At 61.6% G+C, this 16940-nt stretch carries 13 protein-coding genes; 9 read left to right on the top strand and 4 right to left on the bottom strand.

Annotated features, from left to right (window positions below; all coding sequences use genetic code 11):
* Window positions 1–105 precede the first annotated feature (105 nt).
* From J3P92_RS08410 to J3P92_RS08425, 4 genes are all read right to left on the bottom strand, one after another.
* The gene (locus tag J3P92_RS08410; RefSeq protein WP_420767782.1) at window positions 106–846 is read right to left on the bottom strand and encodes a YciK family oxidoreductase; all 741 of its coding nucleotides are present in this window, start codon (window positions 844–846) and stop codon (window positions 106–108) included.
* A gap of 199 nt (window positions 847–1045) precedes the next feature.
* Window positions 1046–1717 carry an N-acetylmuramic acid 6-phosphate phosphatase MupP gene (mupP, locus tag J3P92_RS08415; protein WP_434650348.1) on the bottom strand — a complete coding sequence of 224 codons (672 nt, stop codon included), beginning with the start codon at window positions 1715–1717 and terminating at the stop codon, window positions 1046–1048.
* Between the two features lie 4 nt (window positions 1718–1721).
* Window positions 1722–2420: a bifunctional 2-polyprenyl-6-hydroxyphenol methylase/3-demethylubiquinol 3-O-methyltransferase UbiG gene (ubiG, locus tag J3P92_RS08420; protein ID WP_434650350.1), complete on the bottom strand. Its 699-nt coding sequence runs from the start codon at window positions 2418–2420 to the stop codon at window positions 1722–1724.
* Between the two features lie 60 nt (window positions 2421–2480).
* Window positions 2481–3812 (bottom strand): TRZ/ATZ family hydrolase, encoded by a 1332-nt coding sequence (locus tag J3P92_RS08425; RefSeq protein ID WP_434650351.1) that lies wholly within the window; start codon window positions 3810–3812, stop codon window positions 2481–2483.
* Window positions 3813–3917: 105 nt separating this feature from the next.
* Here J3P92_RS08425 and mtnA point away from each other — a divergent pair, with 105 nt between their 5' ends.
* The 9 genes from mtnA to J3P92_RS08470 all read left to right on the top strand — a co-directional run bounded on the left by mtnA (window position 3918) and on the right by J3P92_RS08470 (window position 16919).
* Entirely contained in the window at window positions 3918–4994 is a 1077-nt protein-coding gene (gene mtnA / locus J3P92_RS08430; protein ID WP_434610335.1) for an S-methyl-5-thioribose-1-phosphate isomerase, read from the top strand.
* A gap of 421 nt (window positions 4995–5415) precedes the next feature.
* Window positions 5416–8079: a DNA gyrase subunit A gene (gene gyrA, locus J3P92_RS08435; protein WP_434650353.1), complete on the top strand. Its 2664-nt coding sequence runs from the start codon at window positions 5416–5418 to the stop codon at window positions 8077–8079.
* Between the two features lie 320 nt (window positions 8080–8399).
* Window positions 8400–9485 carry a 3-phosphoserine/phosphohydroxythreonine transaminase gene (gene serC, locus J3P92_RS08440; protein ID WP_420767787.1) on the top strand — a complete coding sequence of 362 codons (1086 nt, stop codon included), beginning with the start codon at window positions 8400–8402 and terminating at the stop codon, window positions 9483–9485.
* A complete protein-coding gene (gene pheA, locus J3P92_RS08445; protein ID WP_420767788.1) occupies window positions 9485–10579 on the top strand; it encodes a prephenate dehydratase in 1095 nt (364 codons plus the stop codon). The genes serC and pheA overlap by 1 nt, the downstream gene beginning before the upstream one ends.
* Before the next feature lie 13 nt (window positions 10580–10592).
* The gene (gene hisC / locus J3P92_RS08450; RefSeq protein WP_434650355.1) at window positions 10593–11705 is read left to right on the top strand and encodes a histidinol-phosphate transaminase; all 1113 of its coding nucleotides are present in this window, start codon (window positions 10593–10595) and stop codon (window positions 11703–11705) included.
* Between the two features lie 28 nt (window positions 11706–11733).
* A complete protein-coding gene (locus tag J3P92_RS08455; protein ID WP_434651112.1) occupies window positions 11734–13941 on the top strand; it encodes a bifunctional prephenate dehydrogenase/3-phosphoshikimate 1-carboxyvinyltransferase in 2208 nt (735 codons plus the stop codon).
* On the top strand, window positions 13938–14627 hold the full coding sequence (gene cmk / locus J3P92_RS08460; RefSeq protein WP_030141014.1) for a (d)CMP kinase: 690 nt from the start codon (window positions 13938–13940) through the stop codon (window positions 14625–14627). Before J3P92_RS08455 ends, cmk begins: the two co-directional genes overlap by 4 nt.
* Before the next feature lie 120 nt (window positions 14628–14747).
* Entirely contained in the window at window positions 14748–16439 is a 1692-nt protein-coding gene (rpsA, locus tag J3P92_RS08465; protein WP_030141013.1) for a 30S ribosomal protein S1, read from the top strand.
* Window positions 16440–16640: 201 nt separating this feature from the next.
* Complete coding sequence (locus J3P92_RS08470) at window positions 16641–16919, top strand: hypothetical protein (protein WP_420767790.1); 279 nt, start codon at window positions 16641–16643, stop codon at window positions 16917–16919.
* The last annotated feature ends 21 nt before the right edge of the window (window positions 16920–16940 follow it).

Genomic DNA, 16940 nt, shown 5'->3' on the forward strand with positions numbered 1-16940 from the left:
GGTCGTAATGCGAGCAAGGGGGCGGCGACGGCTTGGCGTTTCGGTTGGGTGGCGCATCGAGGAAGGGTGCGTCGCGACGGTAAACCGCCGCGACGCGGATGGCTGTCACTGCGCGTTGAGCGCTTGGCCATTGACGCCCTGGCTGTCAGGTCCCATGAGGTACAGGTAGACCGGCATGATTTCTTCGGGTGTCGGATTGTTGAGCGGATTTTCTCCTGGGTAGGCCTGGGCCCGCATGCTGGTGCGGGTGGCGCCGGGATTGATGCTGTTGGAACGCACTGGCGCTACGGTGTCGACTTCGTCAGCGAGAGTTTGCATCAGCCCCTCGGTGGCGAACTTGGACACGCCATAAGCGCCCCAATACGCCCGGCCTTTGCGTCCGACGCTGCTGGAAGTGAACACCACGGAGGCATCCCTGGACAATTTGAGCAGCGGCAACAACGTGCTGGTGAGCATGAACATGGCGTTGACGTTCACTTGCATCACGCGCATGAAGTTCTCGCCGGAAAGCTGCTCCAGCGGCGTGCGCGGACCAATGATCGAGGCGTTGTGCAGCAGCCCGTCGAGGTGACCGAACTCGGTCTCGATCATGGCGGCCAGCTCATCGTATTGATGGGGCAGGGCAGTTTCGAGGTTGAAGGGAATCACCGCTGGTTGCGGATGGCCGGCCGCTTCGATTTCGTCATAGACCTGGGTCAGGTTGGCCTCGGTCTTGCCCAGCAACAGCACGGTGGCGCCATGGGCGGCATAAGCCTTGGCGGCAGCGGCGCCGATCCCGCGGCCGGCGCCGGTGACGAGAATGATGCGGCCTTCGAGCAGGTCGGGGCGGGCGGAGTAATCAAACATAAAGAAACCTCACGAAACAAAACAATGCGTCAGTGGTGCGCAGTTGTGGCGAGGGGATTTATCGAAACGTCGCACCGCCCCTCTGGGTTCGGTTTGATGTACTGCGGTGGCAGTTATATTTTTGGGGACGCTGCGCACCCCAGCGGGGATAAATCCCCTCGCCACAGCAAGCTCCCTCGCCACAAGAGCGGGCCTCAGATCAGCAACTGCACAACGCGTTATCCAGCACTTCACGCAGGGCCAGGGGATGGTCGATCACCACATCCGCGCCCCAGTGCTTGGGATTGTCGTCTGGATGGATATAGCCATAAGTGACCGCACAGGTCTTGGTGCCAGCGCCGCGGCCCGACTCGATATCGCGTAGGTCATCACCCACGAACAGCACGCTGGCCGGATCCAGGTCGAGCATCTTGCAGGCCAGGGTCAACGGTTCGGGATCCGGCTTGCTGTTTTTCACATGGTCGGGGCAGATCAACACTTTCGAGCGCTCGGCCAGGCCCAGCTGCTGCATGATCGGCTCGGCAAAACGTACCGGTTTGTTGGTGACCACGCCCCAGATAAGGTTGGCCGCCTCGATGTCGGCCAGCACTTCGGCCATGCCATCGAAGAGGTGACTGTGGACCGCGCACCCTTTGAGGTAACGGTCGAGGAATTCCTGGCGCAGTTCTTCGAAGCCCGGTGATTCGGGGTCCATCGAGAACGTCGCCGCGACCATAGCCCGGGCACCGCCGGATATTTCGTCGCGGATGTGCTGGGTGTTCATCGGCGGCAAGCCACGGTCGGCGCGCATGGCCTGGCAGATGACGATGAAGTCGGGCGCGGTGTCGAGCAGCGTGCCGTCCATGTCGAAGAGAACCGCTTTGAGACGCATCGACTTATTCCTCGCGCAGGGTCTGGATCATGTAGTTGACGTCAACGTCGGCGGCCAGCTTGTAGTGCTTGGTCAGCGGGTTGTAGGTCAGGCCGATGATGTCCTTGACGGTCAACCCGGCCATGCGGCTCCAGGCGCCGAGCTCGGAAGGACGGATGAATTTCTTGAAGTCGTGGGTGCCGCGCGGCAGCAGCTTCATGATGTATTCGGCGCCGATGATGGCGAACAGGTAGGCCTTCGGGTTGCGGTTGATCGTGGAGAAGAACACCTGGCCGCCGGGCTTGACCATCTGGAAGCAGGCGCGGATGACCGACGAAGGGTCCGGCACGTGCTCGAGCATCTCCAGGCAGGTGACCACGTCGAACTGGCCGGGCATTTCCTCGGCCAGGGCTTCGGCGGTGATCTGCTGATATTCCACGCTGACGCCGGATTCAAGCTGATGCAATTGCGCAACCGCCAGCGGCGCCTCGCCCATGTCGATGCCCATGACAGTGGCGCCACGCAGGGCCATGGCTTCGCTGAGGATGCCGCCGCCACAACCGACGTCGAGGACTTTCTTGCCCGCGAGGCTGACGCGCTCGTCGATCCAGTTGACCCGCAGCGGGTTGATGTCGTGCAGCGGTTTGAATTCGCTCTCGCGGTCCCACCAGCGATGGGCCAGGGCTTCGAACTTGGCGATTTCGGCGTGGTCGACGTTGCTCATGTGAAGATCCTCGAAAAACTTGAAAAATCAGTGACCCCGAGCCTTGGCTCAAAGGGCGTGCTATTCGTCCTGGCCGCTCACCCGCCGGCCCCAGGCCTGGGCCGTGGCAGTCAGTTGCGACTCGTCCATGCGAGTCAGGCGACCTTCCTCCAGCAATTGTTTTCCGGCCACCCACAGGTGTTTGACGCAATGCCGGCCCGTGGCGTAGATCAACTGCGAAACCGGGTCGTAGACCGGTTGTTGCGCCAGCCCGGACAGGTCGAAGGCCACCAGGTCGGCGGCCTTGCCGACTTCCAGTGAACCGACCGTCGCTTCGATGCCCAAAGCCCGGGCGCCGTTGAGCGTGGCCATGCGCAGCGCACGGTGGGCGTCCAGGGCGGTGGCCGAGCCCGCAACGGCCTTCGCCAGCAGGGCGGCGGTGCGGGTTTCGCCCAGCAGGTCCAGGTCATTGTTGCTCGCCGCACCGTCGGTGCCGACCGCGACGTTGACGCCAGCCTGCCACAGGCGCTCCACCGGGCAGAAGCCGCTGGCCAGCTTCAGATTGGACTCCGGACAATGGATCACGCTGCAGTTGTGTTCTACCAGCAGGGCCTGGTCCTCGTCGCTGACCTGGGTCATGTGCACCGCCTGGAAGCGTGGCCCCAACAGGCCAAGCCGCGCCAGTCGGGCCATCGGCCGCTCGCCGGTATTATCCACAGCCTGCTGCACTTCGAAGGCGGTTTCGTGAACATGCATGTGGATGGCCGCGTCCAGTTCTTCGGCGATCACCCGGATCTTCTCCAGGTTGTCGTCGCCCACGGTGTATGGCGCATGCGGGCCGAATGCGACTCTGATCCTCGGGTGGTGCTTGAGGTCGCCGAATAATTCGATGCCCTGACGAATGGCGTCGTCGGCGTTGGCGGCGCCGGGGATCGGAAAGTCGAGAATGGGAATGGCTATTTGCGCGCGGATGCCGCTGTTATGGACGCGGTCGCTGGCGACCTTGGGGTAGAAGTACATGTCCGAAAAGCAGGTGATGCCGCCCTGGATCTGCTCGGCGATCGCCAGGTCGGTGCCGTCGCGGACGAAATCCTCATCGACCCATTTGCCCTCGGCGGGCCAGATGTGCTGTTCGAGCCAGGTCATCAGCGGCAGGTCATCGGCCAGGCCGCGGAACAGCGTCATCGCCGCGTGACCGTGGGCGTTGACCAGGCCTGGGCTGAGCAGCATGCCGGGCAATTCGCGGACTTCAGCGGCGTCGCACCTCATGGCTTCGGCCCGTGGCCCGATGAACACGATGCAACCGTCGCGAATCCCCAGGCCATGATCCTTGAGCACGACACCGGCGGGTTCGACAGGCACCAACCAGGTCGGCAGCAATAATAAGTCGAGCGCAACGGCAGGCTTGGGCATCGTGGAACGGTTCCATGAGTTATAAAGGAGGCGAAGTATACCCGAGCGTCTTCGCGGAGGGATCGCTATAATCGGCGGCTTTTGTTTCTGAGTGCGGGGTGAAGGATGCGCAATCGACTGTTGGCTGCGGAGAAGGTGAAGGCCATCGATTGGCGTGATGGCGCTCTTTATCTGCTCGATCAGCGTGTTTTACCATTCGAGGAGAACTGGATCGGCTACACCAGTGCGGCCGGCGTGGCCGAGGCCATCCGTTCGATGGTAGTGCGCGGCGCGCCGGCCATCGGCATCAGTGCCGCCTATGGCGTGGTGCTGGCGGCGCGGGCGCGGTTGGCCGAGGGCGGTGACTGGCAAGATGCGCTGGAAGCGGATTTCGCCTTGCTGGCCGATTCCCGGCCGACGGCGGTCAATCTGTTCTGGGCGCTTGACCGCATGCGCGACCGCTTGGCGCGCCTCAAAGAGCATGCCGATCCACTGGCGGCCCTGGAGGCCGAAGCCATGGCGATCCACGAAAGCGATCGCGAGGCCAACCTGACCATGGCCCAGCTCGGCGTCGACCTGATTCGCAAGCATCAGGGCAACGCCCAGGCGATCCTGACCCACTGCAACACCGGCGCCCTTGCCACCGGCGGCTTCGGTACCGCGCTCGGGGTGATTCGCGGTGCATTCCTTGAAGGCATGGTCGAGCGGGTCTACGCCGACGAAACCCGCCCATGGCTACAGGGTTCGCGGTTGACCGCGTGGGAACTGGCGAACGAAGGCATTCCGGTGACCCTCAACGCCGACTCCGCTGCCGCCCATATCATGAAGACCAAAGGCGTGACCTGGGTGATCGTCGGCGCCGACCGCATCACCGCCAATGGCGATGTGGCGAACAAGATCGGCACCTATCAATTGGCAGTCTGCGCCATGCACCACGGTGTGCGCTTCATGGTGGTGGCGCCGAGCTCGACCATCGACATGAACCTGGCCAGCGGTGAAGACATTCCCATCGAAGAGCGTGACGGCCGCGAATTGCTGGAAGTTGGCGGCAAGCGGGTCGGGGCCGATGCCGACGCCTTCAATCCGGTTTTCGACGTGACCCCGGCAGACCTGATCGACGCTATCGTGACGGAGAAAGGCATTGTTGAGCGGCCAGATGCGGCGAAGATGGCCCAACTGATGTGTCGCAAGCGGTTGCACTAAGGGCTTCGGCGCCTGAGCTGGCCCCATCGCGAGCAGGCTCGCTCCCACATTGGACGGCGTACGTTGCCCTGTGGGAGCGAGCCTGCTCGCGATGGGGCCGGCAAAGCCTGAAAAAACAGCCAAATCCGGCCACCAATCGCCATTCCCAGCGCCTCTGAGCTTCTCTCGTCCCTTTTCAGCCTGTCATCGGTCAACTAACTACGCACCATGCGCATCTGGGGGATAGGTGCGTGGCGGCTCTTGTGATAACATCCGGCGGTTTCCAAGGCTGCCTCGCGAGGTGGCCTTTACTGCGCAGATCCATGGCATAACTCGTTGATTTGTCGTAAGTCGCTGCTCGGCATTTGTCCTGCAGCGGCGAGCTTCGTTCGTCCCATCTGGACGTGACGAGGTTTCACCAGAAAAAGGAATCAGGCTTCTCATGGGCGAACTGGCCAAAGAAATCCTCCCGGTCAATATCGAAGACGAGCTGAAACAGTCCTACCTCGACTACGCAATGAGCGTGATCGTCGGGCGGGCGCTGCCGGATGCGCGCGATGGCTTGAAGCCCGTGCACCGGCGCGTGCTGTTCGCGATGAGCGAGCTGGGCAACGACTTCAACAAGCCGTACAAGAAATCCGCCCGTGTCGTCGGCGACGTGATCGGTAAGTATCACCCCCACGGCGACACTGCCGTGTACGACACCATCGTGCGGATGGCGCAGCCGTTCTCCCTGCGCTACCTGCTGGTGGATGGCCAGGGCAACTTCGGTTCGGTGGACGGCGACAACGCCGCGGCCATGCGATACACCGAAGTGCGCATGACCAAGCTGGCCCACGAGCTGCTGGCCGACCTGCATAAGGAAACCGTGGACTGGGTGCCGAACTACGACGGCACCGAGATGATCCCGGCGGTCATGCCGACCCGTATCCCGAACCTGCTCGTCAACGGCTCCAGCGGTATCGCCGTGGGCATGGCGACCAACATCCCGCCGCACAACCTCGGCGAAGTCATCGGCGGCTGTCTGGCCCTCATCGACAACCCGGAACTGTCCGTCGATGAGCTGATGCAGTACATCCCCGGCCCGGATTTCCCGACCGCCGCGATCATCAACGGTCGCGCCGGCATCATCGAGGCCTATCGCACCGGTCGTGGCCGCATCTACATGCGCGCCCGTTCCACCGTCGAGGACATCGACAAGGTTGGCGGCCGCCAGCAGATCGTCATCACCGAACTGCCGTACCAACTGAACAAGGCTCGCCTGATCGAGAAGATCGCCGAGCTGGTGAAAGAGAAGAAACTCGAAGGCATCACCGAGCTGCGTGACGAGTCCGACAAGGACGGCATGCGCGTCGTGATCGAGTTGCGTCGTGGCGAAGTGCCCGAGGTGATCCTCAACAACCTCTACGCCCAGACCCAGCTGCAAAGCGTGTTCGGCATCAACATCGTCGCGTTGATCGACGGCCGTCCGCGGATCCTGAACCTCAAGGACCTGCTGGAAGCCTTCGTCCGTCACCGTCGCGAAGTGGTTACCCGCCGTACCGTGTTCGAGCTGCGCAAGGCGCGCGAGCGCGGCCATATCCTCGAAGGCCAGGCCGTTGCCCTGTCGAACATCGACCCGGTGATCGCCTTGATCAAGGCCTCGCCAACGCCGTCGGAAGCCAAGGAAGCGTTGGTCAGCACCCCTTGGGAATCCAGTGCGGTAGTGGCGATGGTCGAACGCGCCGGTGCCGATTCGTGCCGTCCGGAAAACCTAGATCCACAATACGGCCTGCGCGAAGGCAAGTACTTCCTGTCCCCGGAGCAGGCGCAAGCCATCCTGGAACTGCGCCTGCACCGCCTGACCGGTCTGGAGCACGAGAAGCTGCTGGCCGAATACCAGGAAATCCTCAACCAGATCGGCGAGCTGATCCGCATCCTCAACAGCGCCACGCGCCTGATGGAAGTGATCCGCGAAGAACTGGAAGTGATCCGCGCCGAATACGGCGACGTGCGCCGCACCGAAATCCTCGATGCGCGCCTGGACCTGACCCTGGGGGACATGATCCCGGAAGAAGAGCGCGTGGTGACCATTTCCCACGGCGGCTATGCCAAGACCCAACCGTTGGCCGCCTACCAGGCCCAGCGTCGCGGTGGCAAAGGCAAATCGGCTACCGGCGTCAAGGACGAGGACTACATCGCACACCTGCTGGTCGCCAACAGCCACACTACGCTGCTGCTGTTCTCCAGCAAGGGCAAGGTGTACTGGCTCAAGACCTACGAAATTCCCGAAGCATCCCGCGCTGCCCGTGGTCGTCCGCTGGTCAACCTGTTGCCGCTGGACGACGGTGAATACATCACCACCATGCTGCCGGTGGAGGAATACACCGAAGGTCACTACATCTTCATGGCAACCGCCAACGGCACCGTGAAGAAGACCCCGCTGGAATCCTTCAGCCGCCAGCGCAGCGTCGGCCTGATCGCCCTGGAGCTGGACGAGGGCGACGTGCTGATTTCCGCCGCCATCACCGACGGCGAACGCGAAGTCATGCTGTTCTCCGACGGCGGCAAGGTCACGCGCTTCAAGGAATCCGATGTCCGCGCCATGGGCCGTACCGCCCGTGGTGTGCGCGGCATGCGTCTGCCGGAAGGGCAAAAGCTGATTTCCATGCTGATCCCCGAAGAAGGCAGCCAGATCCTCACCGCTTCCGAGCGTGGCTACGGCAAGCGTACCGCCATCAGCGAGTTCCCCGAGTACAAGCGTGGCGGCCAGGGCGTGATCGCCATGGTCAGCAACGAGCGTAACGGTCGCCTGGTTGGCGCGGTCCAGGTGCTCGACGGCGAGGAGATCATGCTGATTTCCGATCAGGGCACGTTGGTGCGTACGCGGGTCGACGAAGTCTCCAGCCTGGGTCGTAACACCCAGGGCGTGACGCTGATCAAGCTGGCCAAAGACGAAAAACTGGTCGGCCTTGAGCGCGTCCAGGAGCCTTCGGAAGTCGAAGGCGAAGAGCTGGAAGGCGAGGACGGCGTGGCGTTCGATGGCGCCCTCGGTGCCGATATTGACGACGTCGCCGGCGACCAACCGCTCGATGCTGCCGCAGACGAAGAAGAGCCGCAGGACTAAGCGGGAACGCAGGGGGCGGATGAAAATTCGCCCCCTTGTTGTTTGTTCCGTTTGAAAATTTGCGACACTGCGCAATCCCTATGGGGACTGCCCCTCTCTTGAGGCTTGTTTGATTCATTGTGGTGAGGGAGCTTGCTCCCGCTGGGCCGGCTGGCGCTCCAGTGCGCAGCGGCCCCTATTTTTTGTGAGCGCTTCGCATTCAAGCGGGAGCAAGCTCCCTTGCCACTGATTCAGCCATGTCTTGACTAAGCGGTAGCCCTGTAACGGCGGTGTGCGGACCAAAAGATTTATGTGACCACCAGATCAGAGCGAGATTGGATGTGAGCAAGAGAGCCTATAACTTCTGTGCCGGCCCGGCGGCGCTTCCCGAAGCGGTCCTGAAGCGTGCCCAGGGCGAACTTCTCGACTGGCATGGCAAGGGCCTGTCGGTCATGGAGATGAGCCATCGCAGCGATGAATTCGTGTCCATCGCCACCAAGGCCGAGCAGGACCTGCGTGATCTGCTGAACATCCCGTCCAACTATAAAGTGCTGTTCCTGCAAGGCGGCGCCAGCCAGCAGTTCGCCCAGATTGCGCTGAACCTGCTGCCGGAAAACGGCTCGGCTGACTACATCGACACCGGTATCTGGTCGCAGAAGGCCATCGAAGAAGCGTCGCGCTACGGTCACGTCAACGTGGCGGCCACCGCCAAGCCCTACGACTATTTCGCGATACCCGGCCAGAACGAGTGGAAGCTGTCCAAGGACGCGGCGTACGTCCACTACGCGCCAAACGAAACCATTGGTGGCCTGGAATTCAACTGGGTCCCGGAAACCGGTGACGTGCCGCTGGTGGCCGACATGTCCTCGGACATCCTTTCGCGTCCAGTGGACATCTCCCGTTTCGGCATGATTTACGCCGGCGCCCAGAAGAACATCGGCCCGAGCGGCATTCTGGTTGCGATCATCCGCGAAGACCTGCTCGGTCGCGCCCGCTCTCTGTGCCCGACCATGCTCAACTACAAGGTCGCGGCGGACAACGGCTCGATGTACAACACCCCGCCGACCCTGGCCTGGTACCTGTCAGGCCTGGTCTTCGAGTGGCTGAAAGAGCAGGGCGGTGTCGAGGCTATCGGCAAGCTCAACGAAGTGAAGCAGCGCACGCTGTATGACTTCATCGATGCCAGCGGCCTCTACAGCAACCCGATCAACAAGTCTGATCGCTCCTGGATGAACGTGCCGTTCCGCCTGGCGGATGATCGTCTCGACAAGCCGTTCCTGGCCGGCGCCGACGAGCGCGGCCTGCTGAACCTCAAGGGCCACCGCTCGGTCGGCGGCATGCGCGCCTCCATCTACAACGCCGTGGACATCAACGCAGTCAACGCGCTGATTGCCTACATGGCGGAGTTCGAGAAGGAACACGGCTGATGTCTGAGCAAGAACTCAAGGCGCTGCGCCTACGCATCGATGCCCTGGATGAGAAAGTCCTGGAGTTGATCAGCGAGCGTGCACGCTGTGCCCAGGAAGTCGCCCGGGTAAAAATGGCGTCCCTGGCCGAAGGCGAAGTGCCGGTGTTCTACCGGCCGGAGCGCGAAGCCCAAGTGCTCAAGCGTGTCATGGAGCGCAACAAGGGGCCGTTGGGCAACGAAGAGATGGCGCGCTTGTTCCGCGAAATCATGTCCTCGTGCCTGGCTCTCGAACAGCCGCTGAAGGTCGCTTACCTGGGCCCGGAGGGCACCTTCACCCAGGCAGCGGCCATGAAGCATTTCGGTCACGCCGTGATCAGCAAGCCGATGGCGGCCATCGACGAAGTCTTCCGCGAAGTGGCGGCCGGTGCCGTGAATTTCGGCGTGGTGCCGGTGGAGAACTCCACCGAAGGTGCGGTCAACCACACCCTGGACAGCTTCCTCGAGCACGACATGGTGATCTGCGGCGAAGTCGAGCTGCGCATTCACCATCATCTGCTGGTGGGTGAGAACACCAAGACCGACAGCATCAGCCGGATCTACTCCCACGCACAGTCCCTGGCCCAGTGCCGCAAGTGGCTGGACGCCCATTACCCGAACGTCGAGCGCGTGGCGGTATCGAGCAATGCCGAGGCGGCCAAGCGGGTCAAGGGTGAGTGGAACTCGGCGGCGATCGCCGGCGACATGGCGGCAGGCCTTTACGAGCTGACGCGCCTGGCCGAGAAAATCGAGGACCGTCCGGACAACTCCACCCGGTTCCTGATGATCGGTAACCAGGAAGTCCCGCCGACGGGCGACGACAAGACCTCGATCATTGTCTCCATGAGCAACAAGCCGGGGGCGCTCCATGAACTGTTGGTGCCGTTCCATGACAACGGCATCGATCTGACGCGGATCGAGACTCGCCCTTCGCGCAGTGGTAAATGGACCTACGTGTTCTTCATCGATTTCGTCGGCCACCACCGCGATCCGCTGGTGAAAGGTGTGCTGGAGAAAATCAGTCAGGAAGCAGTGGCACTCAAGGTGCTGGGTTCCTACCCCAAGGCAGTTCTTTAAGGGCGGATAGCAAATGAGTGGCAACTTCCTCGCCCTGGCCCAGCCAGGCGTGCAACAACTTTCGCCCTACGTTCCAGGCAAGCCTGTGGACGAACTGGCCCGCGAGCTGGATCTTGATCCGGCCAGCATCGTCAAGTTGGCGAGCAACGAGAATCCGCTGGGCGCGAGCCCCAAGGCACTCGCGGCAATTCGCGACGAACTGGCCGAGCTGACGCGCTACCCCGATGGCAACGGCTTCGCCTTGAAAAGCCTGCTGGCCGAGCGCTGCGGCGTCGAGCTGAACCAGGTGACCCTGGGTAACGGCTCCAACGACATTCTCGAGCTGGTCGCCCGTGCGTACCTGGCGCCGGGCCTCAATGCCGTGTTCAGTGAACATGCGTTCGCGGTCTACCCGATTGCCACCCAGGCCGTCGGTGCCGATGCCCGTGTCGTTCCAGCCAAGGCTTGGGGGCACGACTTGCCCGCCATGCTCGCCGCCATCGACGCCAATACCCGCGTAGTCTTCATCGCCAACCCGAACAACCCGACCGGCACCTGGTTCGACGCCCAAGCCCTGGACGACTTCCTGCAGGACGTGCCCGAGCACGTCCTGGTGGTGCTGGACGAGGCCTACATCGAATACGCCGAAGGCAGCGACTTGCCCGATGGGTTGGATTTCCTCGCCGCCTACCCGAACCTGCTGGTGTCGCGCACCTTCTCCAAGGCTTATGGCCTGGCGTCGCTTCGGGTTGGCTACGGCTTGTCCACTGCGGTGGTGGCCGATGTGCTGAACCGCGTGCGCCAACCATTCAACGTCAACAGCTTCGCCCTGGCTGCCGCTTGCGCCGCATTGCAGGACGAAGCCTACCTGGGGCAAAGCCGTCGCTTGAACGAAGCCGGCATGCAGCAATTGGAAGTGGGCTTGCGTGAGTTGGGTCTGGGCTGGATTCCTTCCAAGGGCAACTTCATTTGTGTGGACGTGGGACGCGTCGCGGCGCCGGTCTATCAAGGCTTGCTGCGCGAAGGCGTGATCGTGCGTCCGGTGGCCAACTACGGCATGCCGAATCACCTGCGGGTCACCGTTGGCCTGCCGGCGGAAAACAGCCGTTTCCTGGAGGCGCTGAGCAAGGTCCTGGCTCGTGGTTGATGTCACCTTGCTGCAACCTGCGACCCCTATGATCGGTCGCCTGGTGGTGGTCGGCCTGGGGTTGATTGGCGGTTCGTTCGCCAAGGGCCTGCGTGAAAGCGGGCTGTGCCAGGAAGTCGTGGGCGTCGATCTTGACCCGCATTCACGCAAGCTGGCGGTAGAGCTGGGCGTGGTGGACCGCTGTGAAGACGATTTGCAGGTCGCTTGCCAGGGCGCGGATGTGATCCAGCTGGCGGTGCCGATCCTGGCCATGGAGAAACTGCTGGCCCGATTGGCCGGCATGGAGCTCGGGCAAGCGATTCTCACCGACGTCGGCAGTGCCAAGGGCAATGTTGTGCGGGCGGCGACCGAGGCGTTTGGCGGCGTGCCGGCGCGTTTCGTGCCCGGTCACCCGATCGCCGGCTCCGAACAGAGCGGGGTGGAGGCCTCCAATGCCGAGCTGTTCCGTCGTCATAAAGTCATCCTGACGCCGTTGGATCAGACGGACCCGGCGGCGCTGGCGGTGGTGGATCGCCTGTGGCGCGAGTTGGGTGCCGATGTCGAGCACATGCAGGTCGAGCGACACGACGAAGTATTGGCCGCCACCAGCCATTTGCCGCATCTGCTGGCGTTCGGTCTGGTGGATTCATTGGCCAAACGCAATGAAAATCTTGAGATCTTCCGTTACGCTGCCGGCGGTTTCCGCGATTTCACGAGAATCGCGGGTAGCGACCCGGTCATGTGGCATGACATCTTCCTCGCCAACCGTGAAGCTGTCCTACGCACACTCGATACATTTCGCAGCGACCTCGACGCCTTGCGCGACGCGGTCGATGCAGGGGACGGGCACCAATTGCTGGGCGTTTTCACACGTGCCAGGGTGGCCCGCGAGCATTTCAGTAAAATCCTGGCCCGTCGGGCCTATGTGGACGCTATGAACTCCAACGATCTGATTTTCCTGGCACAACCTGGTGGCTCCCTCAGTGGGCGGATTCGTGTACCGGGCGATAAATCGATTTCCCACCGTTCGATCATGCTCGGCTCGCTGGCCGAGGGCGTGACCGAGGTGGAAGGTTTCCTCGAGGGCGAAGACGCTCTGGCGACGCTGCAAGCGTTTCGCGACATGGGCGTGGTCATCGAAGGTCCGCACCACGGCCGCGTGACGATTCATGGTGTCGGCCTGCACGGCCTCAAGCCTGCGCCGGGCCCGATCTACCTGGGCAACTCCGGCACCTCGATGCGCCTGTTGTCCGGCCTGCTGGCCGCCCAGGACTTCGACAGCACCCTGACCGGCGATGCCTCGCTGTCCAAGCGCCCGATGAACCGTGTTGCCAACCCGTTGCGGGAAATGGGCGCGGTGATCGAGACCGCTGCCGAGGGCCGTCCACCCATGACCATTCGTGGTGGCAACAAGCTCAAGGGCCTGACCTACACCATGCCGATGGCCAGTGCCCAGGTGAAATCCTGCCTGCTGCTGGCGGGCCTCTACGCCGAAGGCAAGACGACGGTCACCGAGCCGGCGCCGACCCGCGACCACACCGAACGCATGCTGCGTGGCTTCGGCTACCCGGTCACGGTCGACGGCGCCACTGCGTCTGTTGAATCCGGCAACAAGCTGACCGCGACCCACATCGAAGTGCCAGGCGATATCTCCTCGTCGGCGTTCTTCCTGGTGGCGGCCTCGATCGCCGAAGGATCCGACCTGGTGCTGGAGCATGTCGGCATCAACCCGACCCGTACCGGCGTGATCGACATCCTGCGCCTCATGGGTGCCGACATCACCCTGGAGAACCAGCGTGAAGTGGGCGGCGAACCGGTTGCGGACTTGCGCGTACGAGCGGCTAAACTCAAGGGCATCGAGATTCCGGAAGCGCTGGTTCCCCTGGCGATTGACGAGTTCCCGGTGCTGTTCGTGGCGGCTGCCTGCGCGGAAGGCCGCACTGTGCTCACTGGCGCCGAAGAGCTGCGGGTCAAGGAATCGGATCGCATCCAGGTGATGGCGGATGGCCTGCTCGCGCTCGGCGTCAAATGTGAGCCGACGCCGGATGGCATCATCATCGACGGCGGCCAGATTGGTGGCGGCGAGGTCCATGGGCACGGTGATCACCGTATCGCCATGGCCTTCAGTGTTGCGTCCCTGCGCGCCAGCGCGCCGATCCGCATCCATGATTGCGCCAACGTCGCCACGTCGTTCCCGAACTTCCTGGCGTTGTGCGCGCAGGTCGGTATTCGAGTAGCACAAGAGGCACAGTCGTGAACATCAAGGCACCGGTCATCACCATCGATGGCCCAAGCGGATCGGGCAAGGGCACCATCGCCGGCATGCTGGCCAAGCAACTGGGCTGGAATCTGCTCGATTCCGGTGCCCTGTATCGCTTGCTGGCCTTCGCCGCGGCCAACCATGGCGTCGATCTGACCAACGAAGAGCTGCTCAAGGCCCTTGCCGCCCATCTGGACGTGCAGTTCATCGCGGCCACCGATGGCCAGTTGCAGCGGATCATCCTCGAAGGTGATGAAGTCAGTGACGTCATCCGCACCGAAAGCGTTGGCGCCGGGGCTTCCCAGGTCGCCGCGCTGCCGGCGGTGCGCGAAGCGTTGCTGCAACGCCAGCGGGCTTTCCAGGAGCCGCCGGGGCTGGTGGCGGACGGCCGGGACATGGGCACGGTGGTGTTCACCGATGCGCCGCTGAAGATTTTCCTGACCGCCAGCGCGGAGGAGCGGGCTCGCCGCCGATATTTGCAGTTGAAGGGCAAAGGCGAGGATGTTAGTCTGTCGAGTCTGCTAGATGAGATCCGTGCACGCGACGAGCGTGATACCCAGCGCGCAGTGGCCCCGCTAAAGCCGGCGGCCGATGCGATACAGCTGGATTCCACGGAGTTGTCCATCGATCAGGTGTTGCAACGCATCATGAGTGAAATCGCGCTTCGCGATATCGCCGGGTGACCAGGAAGCTCCGCAGGGGACCAGTCATAGTCCTGCGGTGCTTCTTATATATGAAACTAACCCACATCGTCTGGGGTGTGGAGATGGGCGTTTACTTCGCCCTAATCAACAGGAATTAAAATGAGCGAAAGCTTTGCGGAACTCTTTGAAGAAAGCTTGAAAACCCTGAACCTTCAGGCAGGCTCCATCATCACCGGCGTTATCGTTGATATCGATTACCAGGCTCGCTGGGTAACCGTTCACGCTGGTCTGAAGTCTGAAGCGCTGATCCCGCTTGAGCAGTTCTACAACGACGCTGGCGAACTGAACATCAACGTTGGTGACGAAGTTCACGTAGCGTTGGATTCGGTTGAAGATGGCTTCGGTGAAACCAAGCTGTCCCGTGAAAAAGCCAAGCGTGCTGAATGCTGGATCGTTCTGGAAGCGGCCTTCGCAGCTGAGGAAGTGGTCAAGGGCGTTATCAACGGTAAGGTTAAAGGCGGCTTCACTGTCGACGTTAACGGCATCCGTGCGTTCCTGCCAGGTTCCCTGGTTGACGTTCGTCCAGTGCGCGACACCACGCACCTGGAAGGCAAAGAGCTGGAATTCAAGGTCATCAAGCTGGACCAGAAGCGCAACAACGTTGTCGTTTCCCGTCGCAGTGTCCTGGAAGCCGAGAACTCCGCCGAGCGTGAAGCTCTGCTGGAATCGCTGCAGGAAGGCCAGCAGGTCAAGGGTATCGTCAAAAACCTCACCGATTACGGCGCATTCGTCGATCTGGGTGGCGTCGATGGCCTGCTGCACATCACCGACATGGCCTGGAAGCGTATCAAGCATCCTTCGGAAATCGTCAACGTTGGCGACGAGATCGATGTCAAGGTTCTGAAGTACGATCGCGAGCGCAATCGTGTTTCCCTGGGCCTCAAGCAACTGGGTGAAGATCCATGGGTCGCTATCAAAGCCCGTTACCCAGAAGGCACCCGCGTCACCGCTCGTGTTACCAACCTCACCGACTACGGCTGCTTCGCTGAGCTGGAAGAAGGCGTTGAAGGCCTGGTACACGTTTCCGAAATGGACTGGACCAACAAGAACATCCACCCTTCGAAAGTCGTACAAGTCGGCGACGAAGTGGAAGTCATGGTTCTGGACATCGACGAAGAGCGTCGTCGTATCTCCCTCGGCATCAAGCAGTGCAAGTCCAACCCATGGGAAGACTTCTCTGGCCAGTTCAACAAGGGCGATAAAATCTCCGGCACCATCAAGTCGATCACCGATTTCGGTATCTTCATTGGTCTGGACGGCGGCATCGACGGCCTGGTTCACCTGTCCGACATCTCCTGGAACGAAGTGGGCGAAGAAGCCGTACGCCGTTTCAAGAAGGGCGACGAGCTGGACACCGTTATCCTGTCGGTTGACCCAGAGCGCGAGCGCATCTCCCTGGGTATCAAGCAACTGGAAAGCGATCCGTTCTCCGAGTACGTTCAAGAGAACGACAAAGGCGCAATCGTTAAGGGCATCGTGAAAGAAGTTGACGCCAAAGGCGCCATCATCACCCTGGCCGACGATATCGAAGCGACTCTGAAAGCCTCCGAAATCAGCCGTGACCGCGTTGAAGACGCGCGCAACGTCCTGAAGGAAGGCGAAGAAGTAGAAGCCAAGATCATCAGCGTTGACCGCAAGAGCCGCGTAATCCAGCTCTCCATCAAGTCGAAAGACGACGCTGAAGAGAAAGAAGCAATCCAGAGCCTGCGCGACAAGCCAGCTACTGACATTGCTGCTGGTCCTACCACTCTGGGCGACCTGCTGCGTGCACAGATGGAAAAACAGAACTGAGTTCTGTCAGACCATAGAAAAAGGGCGACTTCGGTCGCCCTTTTTTGTGCCTGCGATTTCTGGTTTGCCAAGGCATTGTAGGGTTGTCCCAGGCGTTCCTCTCGAAGCGTTGCGAAACCAAACGGCCAGCATGGGTGTCTCTTCTATGACACAGCTGGAAAAATTCGGGACAGGGATGCGTCCCTCTAACGAAGGATCTGAATGAATAAGCTCTTTCTGATGTTGGTTGTTCTGCTGCTGGCAGGCTGCGCCACGAGCGCCAAGACCCACGCCGTGCGAGGTGTCAGCGGTATCGAGATCGATTGCTCAGGGCTGGGCTCCGGCTGGGAGAAGTGCCATAAGCGCGCAGCCAAGGAGTGCAAGGGGGCAGGCTACAAGGTGATCACTCGATCCGATGATGCAAAAGACCAGGATCAATACCCCTTTGGCTTCAATCCGGCGGGTTACCTGACTCGCACCATGCTGGTCATGTGCCGCTAACTTGCAAATTGTTTTCAGTCT

Origin of the sequence: Pseudomonas sp. D3-27 (assembly GCF_051132165.1) — a bacterium.
Lineage (GTDB): Bacteria > Pseudomonadota > Gammaproteobacteria > Pseudomonadales > Pseudomonadaceae > Aquipseudomonas.